The sequence below is a fragment of the Neobacillus cucumis genome (assembly GCF_023715505.1).
Genome location: NZ_JAMBOH010000011.1, coordinates 128,984 through 146,172, shown reverse-complemented (window position 1 = coordinate 146,172; position 17,189 = coordinate 128,984). Strand labels below are relative to the sequence as shown.

The window sequence follows — 17,189 nt, the reverse complement described above, 5'->3', positions numbered from 1 at the left end:
TGCAACTAGGGTGGTACCGCGATAAAAAGTCGTCCCTACTGATAGGATCAGTAGGGGCTTTTTGTGTTTGTTGGGCTTTTTTTACATTGCCCGAGGGAGTGTCCAGCTACCCATTGCGGTAAATCAGCGACCCTTTCATAGTTATATTAAATAGGAGGAAACTATTTTGGAATTACAAAAAAGATTATTGCCACGGCATATCCGATTGATGGCCATCGGGGGAGCCATTGGCACAGGTATATTTAAAGGGACATCGGAAACGGTATCGATTGCGGGGCCTGCTGTTATATTTTCCTATCTTTTCGCAGGCATATTGCTGCTTGTTGTCATGAGTGCCATTGCCGAAATGGCGATTGCCTATCCTAGTCTGAATATGAAAGGATTTATTCGATTAGCATTTGGAGCTAGAGTATCCTTTGTGATTGGGTGGCTGTACTGTTTCATGTGGCTCACCGTTTGTGTGATTGAGGTAATAGCAGCAGGAAGCTTTCTGCAGTACTGGTTTCCTTCAATGTCTTTATGGTCATTAAGTTTTATTAGCGCTATTTTTATTGTGGCGATCAACTTTATGAATGTTAAGAAGTACGGAGAGTTCGAATTTTGGTTCGCTGGTATTAAAATTACCATGATTGTTTTATTTATTATCCTAGGTGCAAGTATTTTATTTGGGATGATTCCTAGTAATGAAACTCACTATCTACAAAACTATTCGCAGCACCAGGGGTTCTTTCCACACGGCTGGTCAGGCGTGTTCTCTGCCCTATTAATTGTTATCTTTTCTTATGGCGGTTCAGAACTGATTGGATTGACGTTAACAGAAACAAAGGATGCCGAAAAGGTATTACCTAAGGTGATTAAAGGCGTTATTTGGAGGATTGTGATATTCTATACAGTCCCTATCCTGATCATTTGCGGGTTAATTCCGTGGAATGAAGTCGGCAATCAGGATAGTCCGTTTGTCCAGGTGTTATCTGCGGTTGGATTTCCTGGTTCTGCCCATATTATGAACTTTGTCCTTATTACTGCTGTATTGTCTGCCGCAAACTCAGGTATCTATGGCTGTACTCGAATGTTATATTCCTTAGCAGCAGAAGGGGAAGCACCGAAACAGTTTTCATTTGTGGCTAAGAACGGGGTGCCGTTATACAGTGTGATTTTGAGTGCTGTCGTTCTTGTCGGGGGGACGTTTGTTGCGTATTTTTCACCAGACCGTGTGTTTGGGTACTTGATGGCCATACCAGGGTTTACGGTCGCAGTGGTGTGGATTGCAATCTGTTTGGCGCAGGTCAAGCTTCGTAAAACATACAAGAAACTGCCTCATTTTCGAGTCTGGGGGTTCCCTTATGTAACCGTCTTTACGGCAGCGGCGTTGATCATTAGTTGTGTGGCATTTGCCTTTAGTGAGGAAAACCGATTAAGTATTTTTGTTTGTTTAGGTATTCTGATCATTTTAGTAATATGCTCGGGCATGGCCGGTAAAAAGGGGTCTGATCTTACTTAGGAAGCATGGGGACGGTTCTCATGCTTCTGAAGCATGAAGAACTGTCCCGTTTAATATTTTTTAAAAAATATATTGAAACGTTTCCAATTGGGTGATAAGATAGGCATATAAGTTAATTGAAACGTTTCCACGAGGGAATAATGAGTACATGAAATTGTTTAAATATCGGAGGTAATTGTAGTGCCAAGTATTAAAGATGTTGCCAGTTTAGCAGGAGTTGGAGTTGGCACCGTCTCAAGAGTAATTAATAATCATTCAAATGTTACATCTGAGAACATCAAGAAAGTGAATGATGCAATCAAACAATTAAACTATATACCCAATGAAGTGGCAAGAAATTTTAAAATGCAAAAATCGAAAATGATTGCCCTTTTGCTCCCTAGTATATGGCACCCGTTCTTCTCAGAAATGGCTTATTACATCGAAGATCAACTCGATAAGGAAGGGTATAAACTCATGCTCTGCAATAGTGGGGGAAGGCCTGATAAGGAAGTCTATTACCTTGACATGTTCTACCAAAATAAAGTGGCAGGTATAATCGGGCTCACCTACAATGACATTGAAGAAAATGTGAACACCGACATCCCATTTATTAGCATTGACCGTCATATTGGAACAAAAATTACCTGTGTGACCTCTGACAACTATGAAGGTGGGCGAATTGCTGCAAGAGAACTAGCAAAGGCAGGAGTAAAAAAAGCCGCTTATCTTGGAATAACCAGTTATGCTTACAGTGAAGTCATTCTAAGGAAAGACGGATTTAAAGACGAAGCAAAACTTCAAGGAATAGAATATGTCACATTTGAAGAAACCAGCGATGTTTACGACGATGATGTATTTTTCGAGCGTTTCTTTCAAAAGCATGGTGAAGTAGACGGAATATTTGCCAATACAGATATTCTTGCTGCTAAGTACATTAAAAAGGCAAAAGAAAAAGGTTTGAACGTTCCAGAAGATGTGAAAGTGATTGGCTATGACGGAATCCAAGACAATGATTTGTTTCATCCTATCCTTTCGACCATTAGGCAGCCAGTTGAAGAGATGGCGAGAATGTCTGTCAACCTTCTTTTAAGAAAAATTGAAGGAAAAGAGTTAAAGCAAGAGATTTATCGAATACCAATTCACTATCGAAAAGGTGAAACAACCTAATTAATTTTTTTATCTATCTTTGGAAACGTTTCAACATAATATCTGGGGATTCATGAAATACAAGATTAAATGGGCAGAAGAGATTGACTGAATCCCCCAAAACCAAATGAAAAAGCTGCTAAATTTTTTTATCTATTATTGGAAACGTTTCAACATCTAAATTTGAGTACATTCTAAGCTATACGTGTTACTAGATACATAGCCTGCTCAAACGAGTTTTATTTATTTTTAAAAAAGTTGAGGGAGATATTATGAAATTAACCTTAAAAGCTTCCACTAATTCTTTAAAAGCAACAGCCATTCCACTGGGAAATGTAAACAAGAAAAGCAGGGTCAAAAGAATTCTCGAAAACTATGAGCTTTATCTCTTTTTATTGCCTGCCATCATCTATTTTATTGTATTCCAATATGTACCTATGTATGGTGTTTTAATCGCCTTTAAAGATTTTACCCCGTCACTCGGAATTTTAGGAAGCCCTTGGGTAGGATTTGAACACTTCGAACGATTTTTTCATTCTTATCAATTTTGGGATTTAATCAAGAATTCACTAGGTTTAAGTATTTTTCAACTGATAATCGGATTTCCGATGCCCATTATTATTGCTCTTTTGATGAATCAGATGATTCATGAAAAATATAAGCGATTTGTACAAACAGTCATTTATGCACCGCACTTTATTTCCATCGTGGTTCTTGCAGGTATGATGTTTGTCTTCTTTTCTGACAAGGGACTAATTAACAGCGCTGTCACACTTTTTGGTGGGAAGGCCATCGCATTTATGTCAGAACCGAGCTGGTTTAAGCCTCTTTATATCGGTTCAGGAGTTTGGCAAGAAACAGGCTGGGCTTGTATCGTTTATCTCGCGGCATTAGCGGGAGTCAGCCCGGAAATTCATGAAGCGGCAACAATGGACGGCGCCAATAAATGGCAGCGGATTTTACATGTTGATATCCCTGCAATCATGCCAACGGCGATTATTCTCCTGATATTATCAGTTGGGAATTTAATGAATATTGGTTTTGAAAAGGCTTACCTTATGCAGACGCCTCTTAACCAACCGGCAGCGGAAATTATCCCGACATACGTCTATAAAGTCGGTTTGCAGCAGGCTGAATACAGTTTTGGAGCCGCTGTAGGATTATTTAACAGCATAATCAACTTGATCTTACTGTTTATTGTCAACAAAACGGCTAAGAAATTCTCTGGATCAGGGTTATGGTGAGGAGGAAATAAACATGACACAAGCAGCAAAAACCATTAAATCAAAAGAAGATAAAATATTTGATGTTGTCAACACGATATTTTTATCGCTGATTTGCTTAGCGGTATTGTATCCTTTATATTTCGTCATCATTGCTTCTATCAGCAATCCGAATATGGTTTATAACGGTGAAGTATGGCTCTTCCCGAAGGAGATTACCTTTGAAGGCTACAAGCGGATTTTTAGTGATCCGAAAATTTGGCTTGGGTATAAGAATACTGTCGTATACACCGTTGTAGGAACGGTAATACAGGTTTCACTGACACTAATGGCAGCTTATGCACTATCGCGCAAGGACTTTTACGGAAAAGGTTTTTTTATGATGGTGATCCTTTTTACCATGTTCTTTAATGGGGGATTAATCCCGACTTATTTAGTGGTTAAGGATTTAGGAATGCTTAATACGATCTGGGCAATGATCCTTCCTAAAGCAGTCGCCGTTTGGAATCTGATCGTAGCCAGAAGCTTCTTTGAAGAGAATATTCCAAATGAACTTCTTGAGGCAGGGAAAATTGACGGATGCTCTAACACCAAATTTTTCTTGAAAGTGGTACTGCCACTTTCTAAACCAATCATTGCCGTTATGGTTCTGTTTTACGCAGTTGGACAATGGAACTCATACTTTGATGCCCTCATTTACTTAAATGATGAGAGTCTTTATCCATTGCAATTGATCTTAAGAAATATCCTGACTCAAAATCAGTTGAGCATCAAAATGCTGAGTGACCTTGACAATCTTGCAGCACAGCAGCAAGTAGGAGAGATTATTAAATACGGAATTATTATTGTAGGAGCCCTTCCATTGTTAATTGTTTATCCATTTGTTCAAAGACATTTTGTAAAAGGAGTTTTAATTGGCGGAGTAAAAGGATGATCTTTTAGATACCTAAAACAATTTCGCCATTATATAAGAATAAAAAAATATCATAAAGGGAGAACACGACATGAAAAAGTCATGGGTTAGGAATTCACTGGTTTTATCTATTGGTTTATCTACTATTCTCGCTGGTTGTTCTAATAGTTCAAGCAGCAGTGCAAGTGAAAAGAAAGTCAATGTTAAGATGAATGAAACGGGTTTACCGATTGTGGATAAATCCATTACGTTAAATTTTGTATCACCGAAATCTTCTTTAGCTCCAAATTTTAAAGATATGACTCTGTTTAAAGAGTTGCAGAAACAGACGAATGTTCAAGTGAAGTGGAATAATATCCCAAGTGAGGGATATCAAGAGAAGAAAAACCTGTTGCTTTCAAGCGGGGATTTACCAGATGCGTTTTATAATTCCGGATTTACAGATTTAGATATCGTGAAATATGCAAAAGATGGTACGCTCATTTCTCTCGATGAGTTAATAGATAAGTATATGCCTAATTTAAAGAAGAGATTGGAAGAAAGACCTGCTCTAAGGAGTGTTATCACTTCTCCTGATGGGCACATTTATTCACTTCCAAGAGCAGAGGAAATGGACCTTGTTGGACTTCCAAACACCATGTACATAAACAAAACGTGGCTGGATAAATTAGGATTAAAAATGCCGACTACCCTTGAAGAATACCACGATGTCCTAAAGGCCTTCCAAGATAAAGACGCAAACGGTAACGGTAAAAAGGATGAGATCGGATTAACGTACTTATTTAATGGCTGGTGTGGAAACTTTGGTGATATGATTGCTGCCTTTGGTGTTCCTGACAATAATGACCACCGTATCGTACGTGATGGGAAAGTGATTTTCAGTGCGGTTCAACCGGAATATAAAAAGGCTATCGCTTATTACCATAAGTGGGTGAAAGAAGGAATCATTGATCCTGAAGCAACGACTCAAGACCAAGCGAAGTTATTTTCAAAAGGTAAAACAAAAGACGAGACACTTGGTTCCTTTATCTGGTGGGAAGACACTGAATTAGTCGGAACAGACCGTCAAGATGATTATGAGGTTCTGCCGCCTCTTAAAGGAACTGACGGAACTCCAATTGTTGGTCGTTCTAATTACTCTGAATACAGCCGCGATGCATTTGTGATCACAAAGGCCAATAAATATCCAGAAATTACGGCAAGATGGGTAGACCAGTTATATGCACCAAAAGAATCTGCTCAGGTTGACTGGGGTCCACTGGGTGAAATTTATGATGAAGATGCAAATGGAATGCTTGTAAATAGAGAACTTCCGGCTGGAGTTGCAATGGGTGAATTCCGTCAAAAAGTAGCTCCTGGAGGACCATTCGTGGTATTGAAAGAAGACTTTGGAAAAGTGGTTGATATGGAGCCGCGTGCAAAAGATCGTTTAGCGATATTAGACAAGTATTATCGTCCATATGTAGAAAAAGAAAACTATCCACAGGTTTTCTTTAATGAAGAAGATACCAAACGAGTCAATCAGCTGCAAACCGATATTACTCAGTTTGTGAATCAAAAGCAAGCTCACTGGCTGCAAGATGGTGGAATTGAGAAGGAATGGGATAGCTATGTAAAACAGTTAGACCAAATGGGACTTCCGGAACTAATGAAACTATACCAAAAAGGTCTTGATAAATTTAATAAGAACAATAAATAATTCATGGATTCATTAGAGGGCAGAACATAAAGGGTGCTTCCTTTGTTCTGCCTTATCTTTACTAAGGTCCACTGAAAAATAAGGAGACAGGTGAACATACATGTACGACATTACAGCACTTGGGGAGGTACTAATTGATTTTACACCTTCCGGATTTTCCGAAAATGGAGGGACATTGTTTGAACAGAATCCAGGCGGTGCTCCTGCAAATGTTTTAGCCGTATTATCTAAGTTTCAAAAAAGAACTAGATTTATAGGGAAAGTTGGAAACGATCGGTTTGGTATTTTTCTAAGAAATACATTGGAACAAATACATGTGGATACTGCAGGGGTAGTTATCTCGGAACATACAAATACAACTTTAGCTTTTGTTCACTTAGATCATACGGGAGACCGAACATTTAGCTTTTATCGGGACCCTGGGGCGGATACAACATTAGAAATAGATGAGGTAAACTTTGATACTATTAAGAATTCGAGAATTTTCCACTTTGGATCTCTCTCATTGACGCATAACCCTTCTGCTGAGACCACACTGGCAGCCGCTTCTTTTGCTAAGGAAAATGGGGTACTTATATCCTTTGATCCTAATCTACGGGAGTCGTTATGGGGAAATCTAGATTATGCCAAAGAGATGATGTTCAAAGGACTTCAATTGTCCGATGTCGTAAAAATTTCCGAGGAAGAATTAGTGTTTCTTACTGGGGTTAGCGATTTAGAAAAAGGCTCGAAAATCATCTGTGATCATTATCAGGTTCCATTACTGTTTATCACTTTAGGTGGAAATGGCTGCTTTTTTAGGCATGGAGAAAATACAGGCATTGTACCGGGATATACTGTGAATGTCCAAGATACTACCGGAGCAGGAGACGGATTCCTTGGAGGAGTTCTTTACAAAGTTCTTGAGAAAAATGGCAAGATTGATAACTTGTCGAAGGAAGAATTAACGGAAATAGCCTCTTTCGCAAACGCGGTAGGTGCATTAGCTACAACCAAAAGAGGTGCGATTTTAAGTATGCCTACTCTCAATGAGACTCTTACACTCATTACTTCAAAAGCGACGACAAAGGAGAACGTGTAACTATGGTATTGGATCAATCAAATTTGCTAAGTTCAGAGAAATACATAGAAAACTACCGGCCTCAGTTTCATTTTACACCGGAATCGAATTGGATGAATGACCCTAATGGGATGGTGTATTATGAAGGCGAATATCATCTGTTTTATCAATATCATCCCTATAGCACGGTTTGGGGCCCAATGCATTGGGGACACGCGGTAAGCAAGGATCTAATTCATTGGGAGCATCTGCCGATTGCTTTATACCCTGATGCAAATGGAGCGATTTTCTCTGGAAGCGCGGTAGTGGATTGGAAGGATTCGAGTGGATTTTTTAACGGAGGAACAGGCCTTGTTGCCATTTTCACTTCAGCCGATGGACCAAAGCAAACGCAAAGCATTGCTTATAGTACGGACAAAGGGAGAACTTGGAATATATATGAGGGAAACCCGGTTTTAATGGATGAAAATTGTCTAGATTTCCGCGACCCAAAAGTGTTTTGGCATCAAAAATCGAATAAGTGGATCATGGTTTTGGCTGTTGGGGACCATGTAAGAATCTACCTTTCAGATGACCTTAAAACTTGGGACTTTGCAAGTGAATTTGGACGAGAAGCAGGCTCTCATGAGGGTGTATGGGAGTGTCCGGATCTGTTTGAATTGCCAATTGGTGAGACGGACAAAAAGAAATGGATCATGATTGTCAGCATCGGCAACGACGACGCTCACCCAGAAGGTTCACGAACACAGTATTTTATTGGAGAATTCGACGGAAAAACCTTTGTCAATGATAACCCAAATGATACCATTCTATGGGTAGACTATGGACGCGATAATTATGCAGGAGTAACTTGGTCAGATACATTGGGGGAAAGACGGGTATTTATTGGCTGGATGAGTAATTGGAAATATGCCAATATCACGCCGACGAAAGAATGGCGAAGTGCCATGACTTTGCCGAGGGAGTTATCGCTCAGTAGCACATCGGATGGTATCCGATTAACCCAAACTCCTGTAAAGGAAATAGAGAGTATCCGGACAGAAAAAAGCAAATGGAAAAATTTATTCATTGACCCAAATTCCAAGAATCTACTTGCTGATTGCAAAGGCAAAGAAATCGAAATTTTAGCTGAATTTGAACTAAATTCTGCAACTGAGTTCGGTTTTGAAGTAAGAACGTCAAGTGAAGAAAAAACGATTATTGGTTATGATGTTACGGAACAAGAACTTTTCATCGATCGCCAACGATCTGGTGATTCATCCTTCCATCCGTTGTTCGCTTGTCGACATACTGCTAGAGTTGAACCAGAAGGAAATCGAGTGAAGCTTCATTTATTCCTGGATTGGTCTTCGGTTGAAGTGTTTGCAAACAGCGGTAAAACCACCATGACGGACTTGATTTTTCCGAGCAGTGAAAGCGAGGGATTAGCATTGTTTGCCGTTGGCGGGGATGTTAAGCTAGTCTCATTAGAAGTCTATCATTTAAACTCAATCTGGAAATAAAAAGGGGAAGTCATCCATGAATATCCTGAATAGTCGAATGCTAAGGAGCATTGAGCGAATTGTAGACCTTTTTTTATTGGACTTGATCTGGCTTCTCCTTTGCCTGCCTGTGGTTACGATTTTTCCGGCAACGACCGCGATGTATGGCGTGACTCGTAAATGGGTAATGGGCAAAGAAACAGACGGAGTTTTTCGAAGCTTCTTCTTGTTGTTCCGGGAATGCTTTTTTCAAAGCATGGGAATCTCATTCTTATGGTTTGTTTTAGCCTATTTGATTTTCTTCAATTATCAACTGGTGCATTCGAACTTGTTAATCACGGGTATTCTTGGGGTGCTGACTCTATTATTTTTATCTGTAACAGTTTATTTATTTCCGGTTATGGCTCATCTTGAGACCAAGTGGAAGCATATAATTCGAAATTCGCTTACTATGGCCATTTCCTTTCCTATATCAACACTCTTGTTAATTGGGATTCTACTGATTTCAATGTATCTTATCTATTTAGTTCCGGTACTCATTTTTATCGTTGGAAGCGTTTCTGTCTATGTGTCATATACTATCTGCCATAAGTTATTCTTAACATAACTAAAAAAGCTGCACATCTGGTGCAGCTTTTTCTAATTGTAAAGTGTAAGGACCATATATTAATTTAAACTTTATAAAAATAGAAGCCTAAAATAGTAATTTTATCAGCCCTTCAAGCTGCTGATAGGAATTTGTCTCATATGTTGGATGAATATGTTCAATCGTCCTTGCTTTGTTCTTGTCATTAATCCATATTGAGCCCCAACCAGCATGATGGGCTCCTGCTATGTCATTCTCAAAAGAATCCCCAATCATATAGGAATTGGAACTCGATGTATTGGTTTTTTCATTAACATAATCAAAGAAATCCTTGTGTGGCTTTGCATAGCCCACTTCGCTAGAGATATAGATATGGTTCTTTGGTAACCACTGTGAGAGATTTAGTGATTCTAGTTTCAACCGCTGATGGGTGGAAGGACCGTTTGTTGTCACATATACAGGAATGCCCTTATTGCTTAAATATTGAAGAATATTTTTCATTTCTGGAATAAGGGTGACCTTATATTGCTGGTCTTTATATTCCTTTTGAAAGGCATCCGCCTCATCAGTCGTAATCGTATATCCGAAATCTTTAAAGGCATTGATCATGCGATATTGATGCATCTTTTCTAATGACATTTCTCCAGACTCTGTCAGCGCAAACACTTTATCACTATACTCGCGGCTCTTTTTAAAGAGGTCTAGAATCGAAATATCGGTGAACGTTGAAAAAACTCTAGTATACGCTTCTTGAAAGGGTTGGAGTTGGTCATATAATGTATCATCTAGGTCGAAGAAAATCGATTTCATGCGCTACACTCCTATTCATTACATTCTTCTATTATAGTAAAATGAAGAACTCAAAGGAAGCCGTTTTAGGAAACGATTCTAAATTCGATTTCTTGATCGTTCAACTCAAACTCATCATGGAGCTTTTTATGGAAAAGGTTGCAAAATTTGATTTCTGTTATCCCGTAAAAATAGGCAAAGGGATTCTTAATCTTTCGGTCAAACTTTAGCTTTCGAATCAGCTGCTTAAAGGATTGAATGGCAACATCAAGGATCATCTCTGAATCCTTCTCCCATGAATTGCGGTAGGCCGTGATTTTAGCTGTTTTCCAAAACTCTTCGATGGTTTTTGCATCGTTAAAGAAGTATTTAACTTGTTGAACAAAAGGCTGTGGAACACGGTCGCTTACGTATGTATGATCAAATTTTAACGGTTCTTCTATACGTTCTTTTATCTTTTGATCTTTTTCAGTTTTTAAAAGATTACTAGCTTCTTTAGGGTGGGTCATTATTTCCTCTTTAGGTGGTTCATTTGAGGGAAAACGACTAAACTGGTACAGATTGCTCGATTGTGAACCATTTTTTCTTTCGGTTTCGAAGACAGTGAGAATACCTAATTTCGTGGCTTTAAGGATCATCCGTTTAAACGTAGAACGAGAGATGCCGAGGTCCTTATATTCTTCGTGGATGGCTTTTAAGATGGTGCCGATTTTGGCATTGCAAACGCCGGGGACTTTCGCTGCGTAACGTACCAATCTCTTTAATCCCATTAATTCTCCTTTTGAAAAATCTTGCTTATGTTCTAACATCCACATCTCGATATGGTGATTGAATTCCTGAAGTGAACTGAATTGCGAAAACTGTTCGAATCCTTCAATATTTCCTGACTTAAGATTGCACATTTGCTAACACCCTTTCATCGCTAAAATTGGTGCCGTTTGTCAGCGAATCTGACGTATCTGGCATCTCCACGATATCGGGTTTAACAAGGTAAATCGAATTCCACTTTTTCGCATTTGGAGGCGTTTTAGAGGCTTTAAGTGCCTTTTTGGGCATCAAAAGTAAAATTTGGAGCCGTTTTTGGCAATTTGAGCTGATTTTAGGATCATTTTGTTTTTCTAAAACAATTTAAATCTAGCGATAATGATTGTCCAAATTATGAATGTTAATATGGGCAGTGAGACGAGCGTGACTAAAAACGACCGTTCGAATAGGTTATAGCCCTTTTTTTCGGCAAACCATTCACACAATAGGACAAGGATATAAAGTAAGATCAGTTGGACTGAAAGAGATAGGAGTTTATAGAGTACAAATTGAAAGAAACCATGATTGTCCATTTTATTTCCCCTTTCACATATCTATAATTATTCAGCGGCCGGGGGAAGTATTATTAAAATGGAATGGAAAAAGGCCCCTTTCTAAAGGAGCCTTTCACTATAATAAAAGAGTTTCTTTTTTATCTAGATAAACGTCGTACATCTCTAAACATTCGAGAAGTTCATGTTTATACACTAATAATGCCTTTTTCACTACCAGGTTGTTATTTTGGCTGTCGAGCTCCATATTACACTCTTCCAGTTCCTTGCTTTTTACTAGTTTTAACTCCCTAAAAATGCTCTCTAAATCTCTCCCCATTGACGCAACCTCCAAAACTATTTCTTTTTCTACTGAAAGTATGGACGGATTTTTCCTATTTTATGCAATTGTCTTAAGGATATAACCATCTTTTTTATAGACTTAGTCACTTGGAAATATAATTAAAATAGGTATAAATATCCACGAGGAATATTCCGAAATATCTAATTGTTATCTTATTCACAGGAATTTAATACTATTACGATAGTAATAAAAAGCACTTAAAATTGGATGCTGCCATTATTTTCAGTGTTGTGCATGTCGAAAAAAATGTCTAGAATTATATTGTAGTATCATGATATGATGTTGAATAAACCTAATTTATACTTTTATGTATATAGTAATAAATTTTAGATAAATTATTAAGGAAAAGGAGAGAGGTTATGAAAAGAATTAGTCTTGCATGGCAAATCTTCATTGGTTTAACATTAGGTATTATCGTAGGCGCGATATTTTACGGAAATACTCATGTAGCAGATTTTTTGCAGCCAATTGGGAATATCTTTATCCGCTTAATTAAAATGATCGTTGTACCAATTGTTATCTCAAGTATTATTGTTGGGGTTGCTGGTACTGGCGATATGAAATCCCTTGGTAAACTTGGCGGCAAAACCCTACTATATTTTGAAATTATCACTACTATTGCGATTGTGTTGGGATTACTATTTGCTAATGTCTTCCATCCTGGAACAGGTGTCGATCGTTCACACCTAGCTAAAACAGATATTAATACGTATGTGGAAACGGCGAAAACAACTGAATCTCATTCTTTTGCCGATACGTTTGTTAATATCGTCCCAACCAACATCATTCAGTCATTAGCGAATGGTGATATGCTAGCCATCATTTTCTTTTCTGTTATGTTCGGACTTGGTATTGCTGCGATTGGCGAAAAAGGTACACCGATTATCAACTTCTTTAAAGGTACTGCCGATGCCATGTTCTGGGTTACTAACCAAGTGATGAAATTTGCACCGTTTGGCGTTTTTGCACTAATTGGTGTGACGGTATCAAAATTCGGCTTGTCATCACTTATTCCATTAGGAAAATTAGTTCTCGTTGTTTATGGTGCTATGATCTTCTTTATTTTGGTTGTCCTAGGTATTACGGCGAAGATTGCAGGAGTTAATATTTTTAAATTCTTAGCTTATTTAAAAGACGAGCTATTACTTGGTTATTCTACAGCAAGCTCGGAGGCTGTTCTTCCGAGAATCATGGAGAAAATGGAGAAGATTGGCTGTCCAAAGGCGATTACTTCTTTCGTTATTCCAACCGGTTATTCGTTTAACCTTGATGGATCCACGCTTTATCAAGCGATTGCAGCATTGTTCATTGCGCAAATGTATGGAATTCACTTGAGTATTACGCACCAAATTACGCTTGTTCTTGTCTTGATGGTAACATCTAAAGGTATTGCCGGTGTTCCAGGGGTATCTTTCGTGGTTCTACTTGCAACGTTAGGAAGCGTGGGAATTCCGGTTGAAGGTCTTGCGTTTATCGCCGGTATTGACCGTCTTCTTGATATGGCTCGTACTTGTGTCAATATTGTTGGTAACTCTCTAGCTGCAGTTGTGATCTCGAAATGGGAAGGTCATAAGCTTAAAGATGAAGGTAAAATAGCAGCTTAAATAGATGAATGGAGACAGGGATGCAGATTATTGCACTCTGTTTTTTTGTTTCTTAAAAATGGTCTGGAGAAGTTGTAAGAGCAGAACACCATTCGCGTGTTCTGCTCAGATTGGAGCAAAAAAACATAGGAATTTCAACTGATGAGATTTTACCCTAATGAATGGCTTTGGCTGTCCCACTTATAATTTTTAATTGGTCATTTTCATATCCAACTTTATACTCTACCTTAAATTTAGCATAATTTTCATTTCCATCTACCAAATCAACCGCCGTAATAATCCCCGTTACAGAAATGCTATCTCCATCCTTCGTGGTTTGGACATCGCCTATCGTGGTAGACTTTGTGGTTAAGTATCCGTTTCGAAATTTGGAGAACCCTGTTTTACTCTGCCAGGAGCTTCCCAATAAAGAATAAGCTGTGACATAATCACGAGAGTTTAGGCTTTCATAAAAATAGTTAACAAGATAACCAGCCGTTATTTCTGGTGAGTCCGCATCTTCACTCACATCTGCTGAGGCGGTTTCTATTGTGGTGTCAGGTAACTCTGTCATTGGAGCCTTCGACCATCCTTCTACAAGAGACATAATAGTAACGATTGGAAGACTGAAACCAATGGAACCTTGATCTGTTGCAGCAGAATTAATTCCAAGGACTTCACCAGTCTTGCGGTTTATCAACGGTCCGCCTGAATTACCAGGAGCAATCGGAGCGGATATCTGATAAGCATCCTTATAATGAAAAGGTTTAATGTCAAAGTCTCTTCCGACACCGCTAATAATCCCAGTTGTGACTGTGTTTTGCAAGCCTAGTGGACTGCCAAGGGCTAATACTTCCTCACCCACATCCGACTTCTTTTGACTTATCTGTAAGGGTTCTTCAGAGGCTAATCCCGGGACACGAACAACGGCAACATCAACATCCTGACTTATTCCAATCACCGTTCCTTGAAACTCCCTGGCATCAGCCGTTTTAATTTTGACGGTTTTGGCCCCGCTCACCACATGTGCATTTGTAATAACATCCCCATTTTTATTATAGAGAAACCCTGAACCCAAGGTGCCATTCTCCTGCTGGATCATGACAACTTCTTTCTGAACATCATGAATAATGTCCTTTAACTTCTTCTCTGACACTTTGGCCTTTGCTACATTCGGTACGAACAGTGAGGTGTTTTTTAACTGGGCAGGAATTTCTTGATGCCAGTAAAAAATCAGGCCCCCGCCAGTTCCTAAAATAAGCAGCGAACTAGCCACACTAATAAGCCATTTCATCATCATTTCCCCTTTTAATCTAATTCCCAAGTAATTTTAGTTATTTTGACAGTGCAATCCTGATAAACCCCATATTGGTAATTATCAAAACTGCCATTTTCACCAGGCTCTAAGTAGAAAGGATCTCCGTATGTATAATCCGTCCCAAGGGAATCCCCGTTTACATCATAGACTGTATAATAGATTTTGATAGAGGAAATGGATACCGTAGCATGATTTTTTAGGTCACCTGTAATATGCAGGTCACCATACTCATCCGTATAAACATTTAAATTGTCGATGGTAACAGCTGCGGTATGGTTGTTTAGATCTTCTTGAGCTGCCACCTCTATCGCTTTTTGAATCCGTTCCTGTTCTGCTTTCTCAAATGACGCCTGTTCACCCTTTATTCGGTCTTTAAAAGACAGCAGTTTCGTGTCGTTCGCTGCATATTCAAGACCCTTATCAACGGTCGTCATTGCTTCAGTGAAATTTTTCTCACCCAGTTGAGTTTCTGCGGCTTTTGTCGTCAATTCGACCACTTTTGTTAAAATTAACCGTTTGACTTCATCCGTCTCTGAAGAACTAAGTGAAGATAAGGTATTTAATTTTCCAGCAAGCTCTTCGACTGTATTAAGGTGATTGATTTCTACTTTTATTTTTGCAACGGCCAGAGTTGTTGATTTCTCTTCTAATTGGTTATTCAGTAGAGCGTAAAGTGGGCCTTTTAGTGTTTGTAGTGTTATTTTCAATTTATTAATCTGTGAATCTGCTTTGTCGATTTGCTGTGTTTTCAGGGAGTTGGAAATTTCCTTTAATGAACTCTCTGCCTTTATGGCCTTTGTTATTTTTTCTTCATCTTCGATTAATACTTTATAGTTCGGTCTTAATGTTTTAGCCTTTTTTATGGAAGACAAAGCCTGGGCATATTGGCCTTTTAGAGCATCATTTTCGGCTTTTTCTTTTAAAGAGGTGACACTTTTATTTGTCTCGATCTGATGACTATAGTAGGCGTAACCTGATCCAGCGGAGATAACTAATGAAAACACTGGAATGGCAATGGGCCATACTAAGGCGGACTTGATAAATCTTCGTTTTTGAACACGTGTTTCTTCTTCAGCTGTATTGATAATGGCTACAAGTGGTCCGTTGTTTGGATTTTCTATTACTCTTTCTTCTGCTTGCTCCTCTGTTGATTTTTGTTTTGGTTCTACCGCCAATTGTGTCCCGCAGTTGGGACAAAATCGAGCGTCTGTATCAGGTATCTTTGACCCGCATTGCTGACAATACATTTCATCACTCCTACTAAAAAGGAAATTATAGGTATATTATACTAGTAAAATAGGAATTGTGTAAGTCGACAAAATTTTTATCTCTCTTTTTTAGAGGATAAATGAAGGGTTTATTTAAACTACTCATGAAAAAAGCAGAACACATAGAAGCGTTCTGCTAAAAATGATAATATCGGCTAAGTAAAAAGGAGATCCATTTACAATGGGGAGATTTGCGGATATTTTCAATCAGCCCTCTAATGATAACAGGCGGATAGGTTGGCTCCAATAGCTGCTCTTTCAGTAAAAGCAGTGATTCTTTCTCCACTGATTCCTCCATTTCCAGCATCTTCTGTTCAACAATTTCTAGGATTTGTTCCTTAGTGATCTCTTCATTTATCGGACTCTTAAACATTTGGATTAACTCTTCTGAAATAAACGGAACCGTCGTATGCTGCGCAAGCAAGTTTGTTTTTTCCACAAGTGATTTAGACAGCAATTCCAAATCAAGTGGAACTTGATAAAAGAAAAATAATTGTGAATAAGTGTTCATGAATCCTTTGATACAATACATTAAATCATATTTCGTTTCTCTGACTGCTTTACCATATAATTTGTCCAGCATGGAAAGAATGGTTTTGTTGACTAAACGATCATAGTATTGCATTTTTACCAATAGGTCATTATTAAAGGTATGGGATTGCTCCTTCATCAGTAATTTCGCGAAATCTGAGTGATCATAAGAAGTTTGGAAGATAATGTAATAAAATTTATATAAAAGTTCTTCCTTATTTGTATTTCTGACTACATAGTCAATATCAGAGGTCATTTGATTCATGAAGTGGTCAATCAACGCCAGAATCAATTCGTCCTTTGATTTAAAAGATAAATAAAACGCCCCTTTAGAAATGCCGCAATGTTCCGTTATCTGTTGAACGGAGGTAGCTTCAAACCCTTGCTTAGCGAAAAGTTCAAGCGCTTTTTCCATAATTAGTTGTTTTTTCAATGTACTCGCTCCTAACG

15 protein-coding genes and 1 other annotated feature (1 of these 16 cut by a window edge) are annotated in these 17,189 nt (G+C 38.5%); of the genes, 9 read left to right on the top strand and 6 right to left on the bottom strand.

The window, feature by feature from the left end:
* Window positions 1-40 (top strand) — a binding site (T-box leader) (it extends 187 nt beyond the left edge of the window).
* A gap of 168 nt (window positions 41-208) precedes the next feature.
* The 8 genes from M3226_RS17100 (at window position 209) to M3226_RS17065 (ending at window position 9,612) form a co-directional block, all read left to right on the top strand.
* Complete coding sequence (locus M3226_RS17100) at window positions 209-1,501, top strand: amino acid permease (RefSeq protein WP_251567391.1); 1,293 nt, start codon at window positions 209-211, stop codon at window positions 1,499-1,501.
* A gap of 180 nt (window positions 1,502-1,681) precedes the next feature.
* On the top strand, window positions 1,682-2,650 hold the full coding sequence (locus M3226_RS17095) for a LacI family DNA-binding transcriptional regulator (protein ID WP_251567270.1): 969 nt from the start codon (window positions 1,682-1,684) through the stop codon (window positions 2,648-2,650).
* 251 nt (window positions 2,651-2,901) lie between these two features.
* Window positions 2,902-3,873: an ABC transporter permease gene (locus M3226_RS17090; protein ID WP_251567267.1), complete on the top strand. Its 972-nt coding sequence runs from the start codon at window positions 2,902-2,904 to the stop codon at window positions 3,871-3,873.
* Between the two features lie 13 nt (window positions 3,874-3,886).
* On the top strand, window positions 3,887-4,786 hold the full coding sequence (locus M3226_RS17085; RefSeq protein ID WP_251567264.1) for a carbohydrate ABC transporter permease: 900 nt from the start codon (window positions 3,887-3,889) through the stop codon (window positions 4,784-4,786).
* A gap of 70 nt (window positions 4,787-4,856) precedes the next feature.
* Window positions 4,857-6,464 (top strand): ABC transporter substrate-binding protein, encoded by a 1,608-nt coding sequence (locus M3226_RS17080; protein WP_251567261.1) that lies wholly within the window; start codon window positions 4,857-4,859, stop codon window positions 6,462-6,464.
* A gap of 100 nt (window positions 6,465-6,564) precedes the next feature.
* Window positions 6,565-7,545 carry a carbohydrate kinase family protein gene (locus M3226_RS17075; protein ID WP_251567258.1) on the top strand — a complete coding sequence of 327 codons (981 nt, stop codon included), beginning with the start codon at window positions 6,565-6,567 and terminating at the stop codon, window positions 7,543-7,545.
* A 2-nt stretch (window positions 7,546-7,547) separates the two neighbouring features.
* On the top strand, window positions 7,548-9,026 hold the full coding sequence (locus tag M3226_RS17070; protein ID WP_251567255.1) for a glycoside hydrolase family 32 protein: 1,479 nt from the start codon (window positions 7,548-7,550) through the stop codon (window positions 9,024-9,026).
* 16 nt (window positions 9,027-9,042) lie between these two features.
* Complete coding sequence (locus tag M3226_RS17065; protein WP_251567252.1) at window positions 9,043-9,612, top strand: YesL family protein; 570 nt, start codon at window positions 9,043-9,045, stop codon at window positions 9,610-9,612.
* Window positions 9,613-9,699: 87 nt separating this feature from the next.
* Here M3226_RS17065 and M3226_RS17060 read toward each other — a convergent pair whose 3' ends face one another.
* The 3 genes from M3226_RS17060 to M3226_RS17050 all read right to left on the bottom strand — a co-directional run bounded on the left by M3226_RS17060 (window position 9,700) and on the right by M3226_RS17050 (window position 12,015).
* Entirely contained in the window at window positions 9,700-10,401 is a 702-nt protein-coding gene (locus M3226_RS17060; RefSeq protein WP_251567243.1) for an HAD family hydrolase, read from the bottom strand.
* A gap of 65 nt (window positions 10,402-10,466) precedes the next feature.
* Window positions 10,467-11,282: a hypothetical protein gene (locus M3226_RS17055; protein ID WP_251567240.1), complete on the bottom strand. Its 816-nt coding sequence runs from the start codon at window positions 11,280-11,282 to the stop codon at window positions 10,467-10,469.
* 532 nt (window positions 11,283-11,814) lie between these two features.
* Window positions 11,815-12,015 (bottom strand): hypothetical protein, encoded by a 201-nt coding sequence (locus M3226_RS17050; RefSeq protein WP_251567238.1) that lies wholly within the window; start codon window positions 12,013-12,015, stop codon window positions 11,815-11,817.
* 383 nt (window positions 12,016-12,398) lie between these two features.
* Between M3226_RS17050 and M3226_RS17045 the strand changes: the two genes are divergently transcribed.
* On the top strand, window positions 12,399-13,643 hold the full coding sequence (locus tag M3226_RS17045) for a cation:dicarboxylate symporter family transporter (protein ID WP_251567236.1): 1,245 nt from the start codon (window positions 12,399-12,401) through the stop codon (window positions 13,641-13,643).
* Window positions 13,644-13,797: 154 nt separating this feature from the next.
* On the opposite strand, the gene M3226_RS17040 is transcribed toward M3226_RS17045, so the two are convergent.
* The 3 genes from M3226_RS17040 to M3226_RS17030 form a co-directional block, all read right to left on the bottom strand.
* Entirely contained in the window at window positions 13,798-14,916 is a 1,119-nt protein-coding gene (locus tag M3226_RS17040) for a S1C family serine protease (RefSeq protein WP_308211955.1), read from the bottom strand.
* 14 nt (window positions 14,917-14,930) lie between these two features.
* Complete coding sequence (locus M3226_RS17035) at window positions 14,931-16,187, bottom strand: FxLYD domain-containing protein (RefSeq protein ID WP_251567232.1); 1,257 nt, start codon at window positions 16,185-16,187, stop codon at window positions 14,931-14,933.
* Between the two features lie 157 nt (window positions 16,188-16,344).
* Window positions 16,345-17,172 (bottom strand): TetR/AcrR family transcriptional regulator, encoded by an 828-nt coding sequence (locus M3226_RS17030; RefSeq protein WP_251567229.1) that lies wholly within the window; start codon window positions 17,170-17,172, stop codon window positions 16,345-16,347.
* Between the last annotated feature and the right edge of the window lie 17 nt (window positions 17,173-17,189).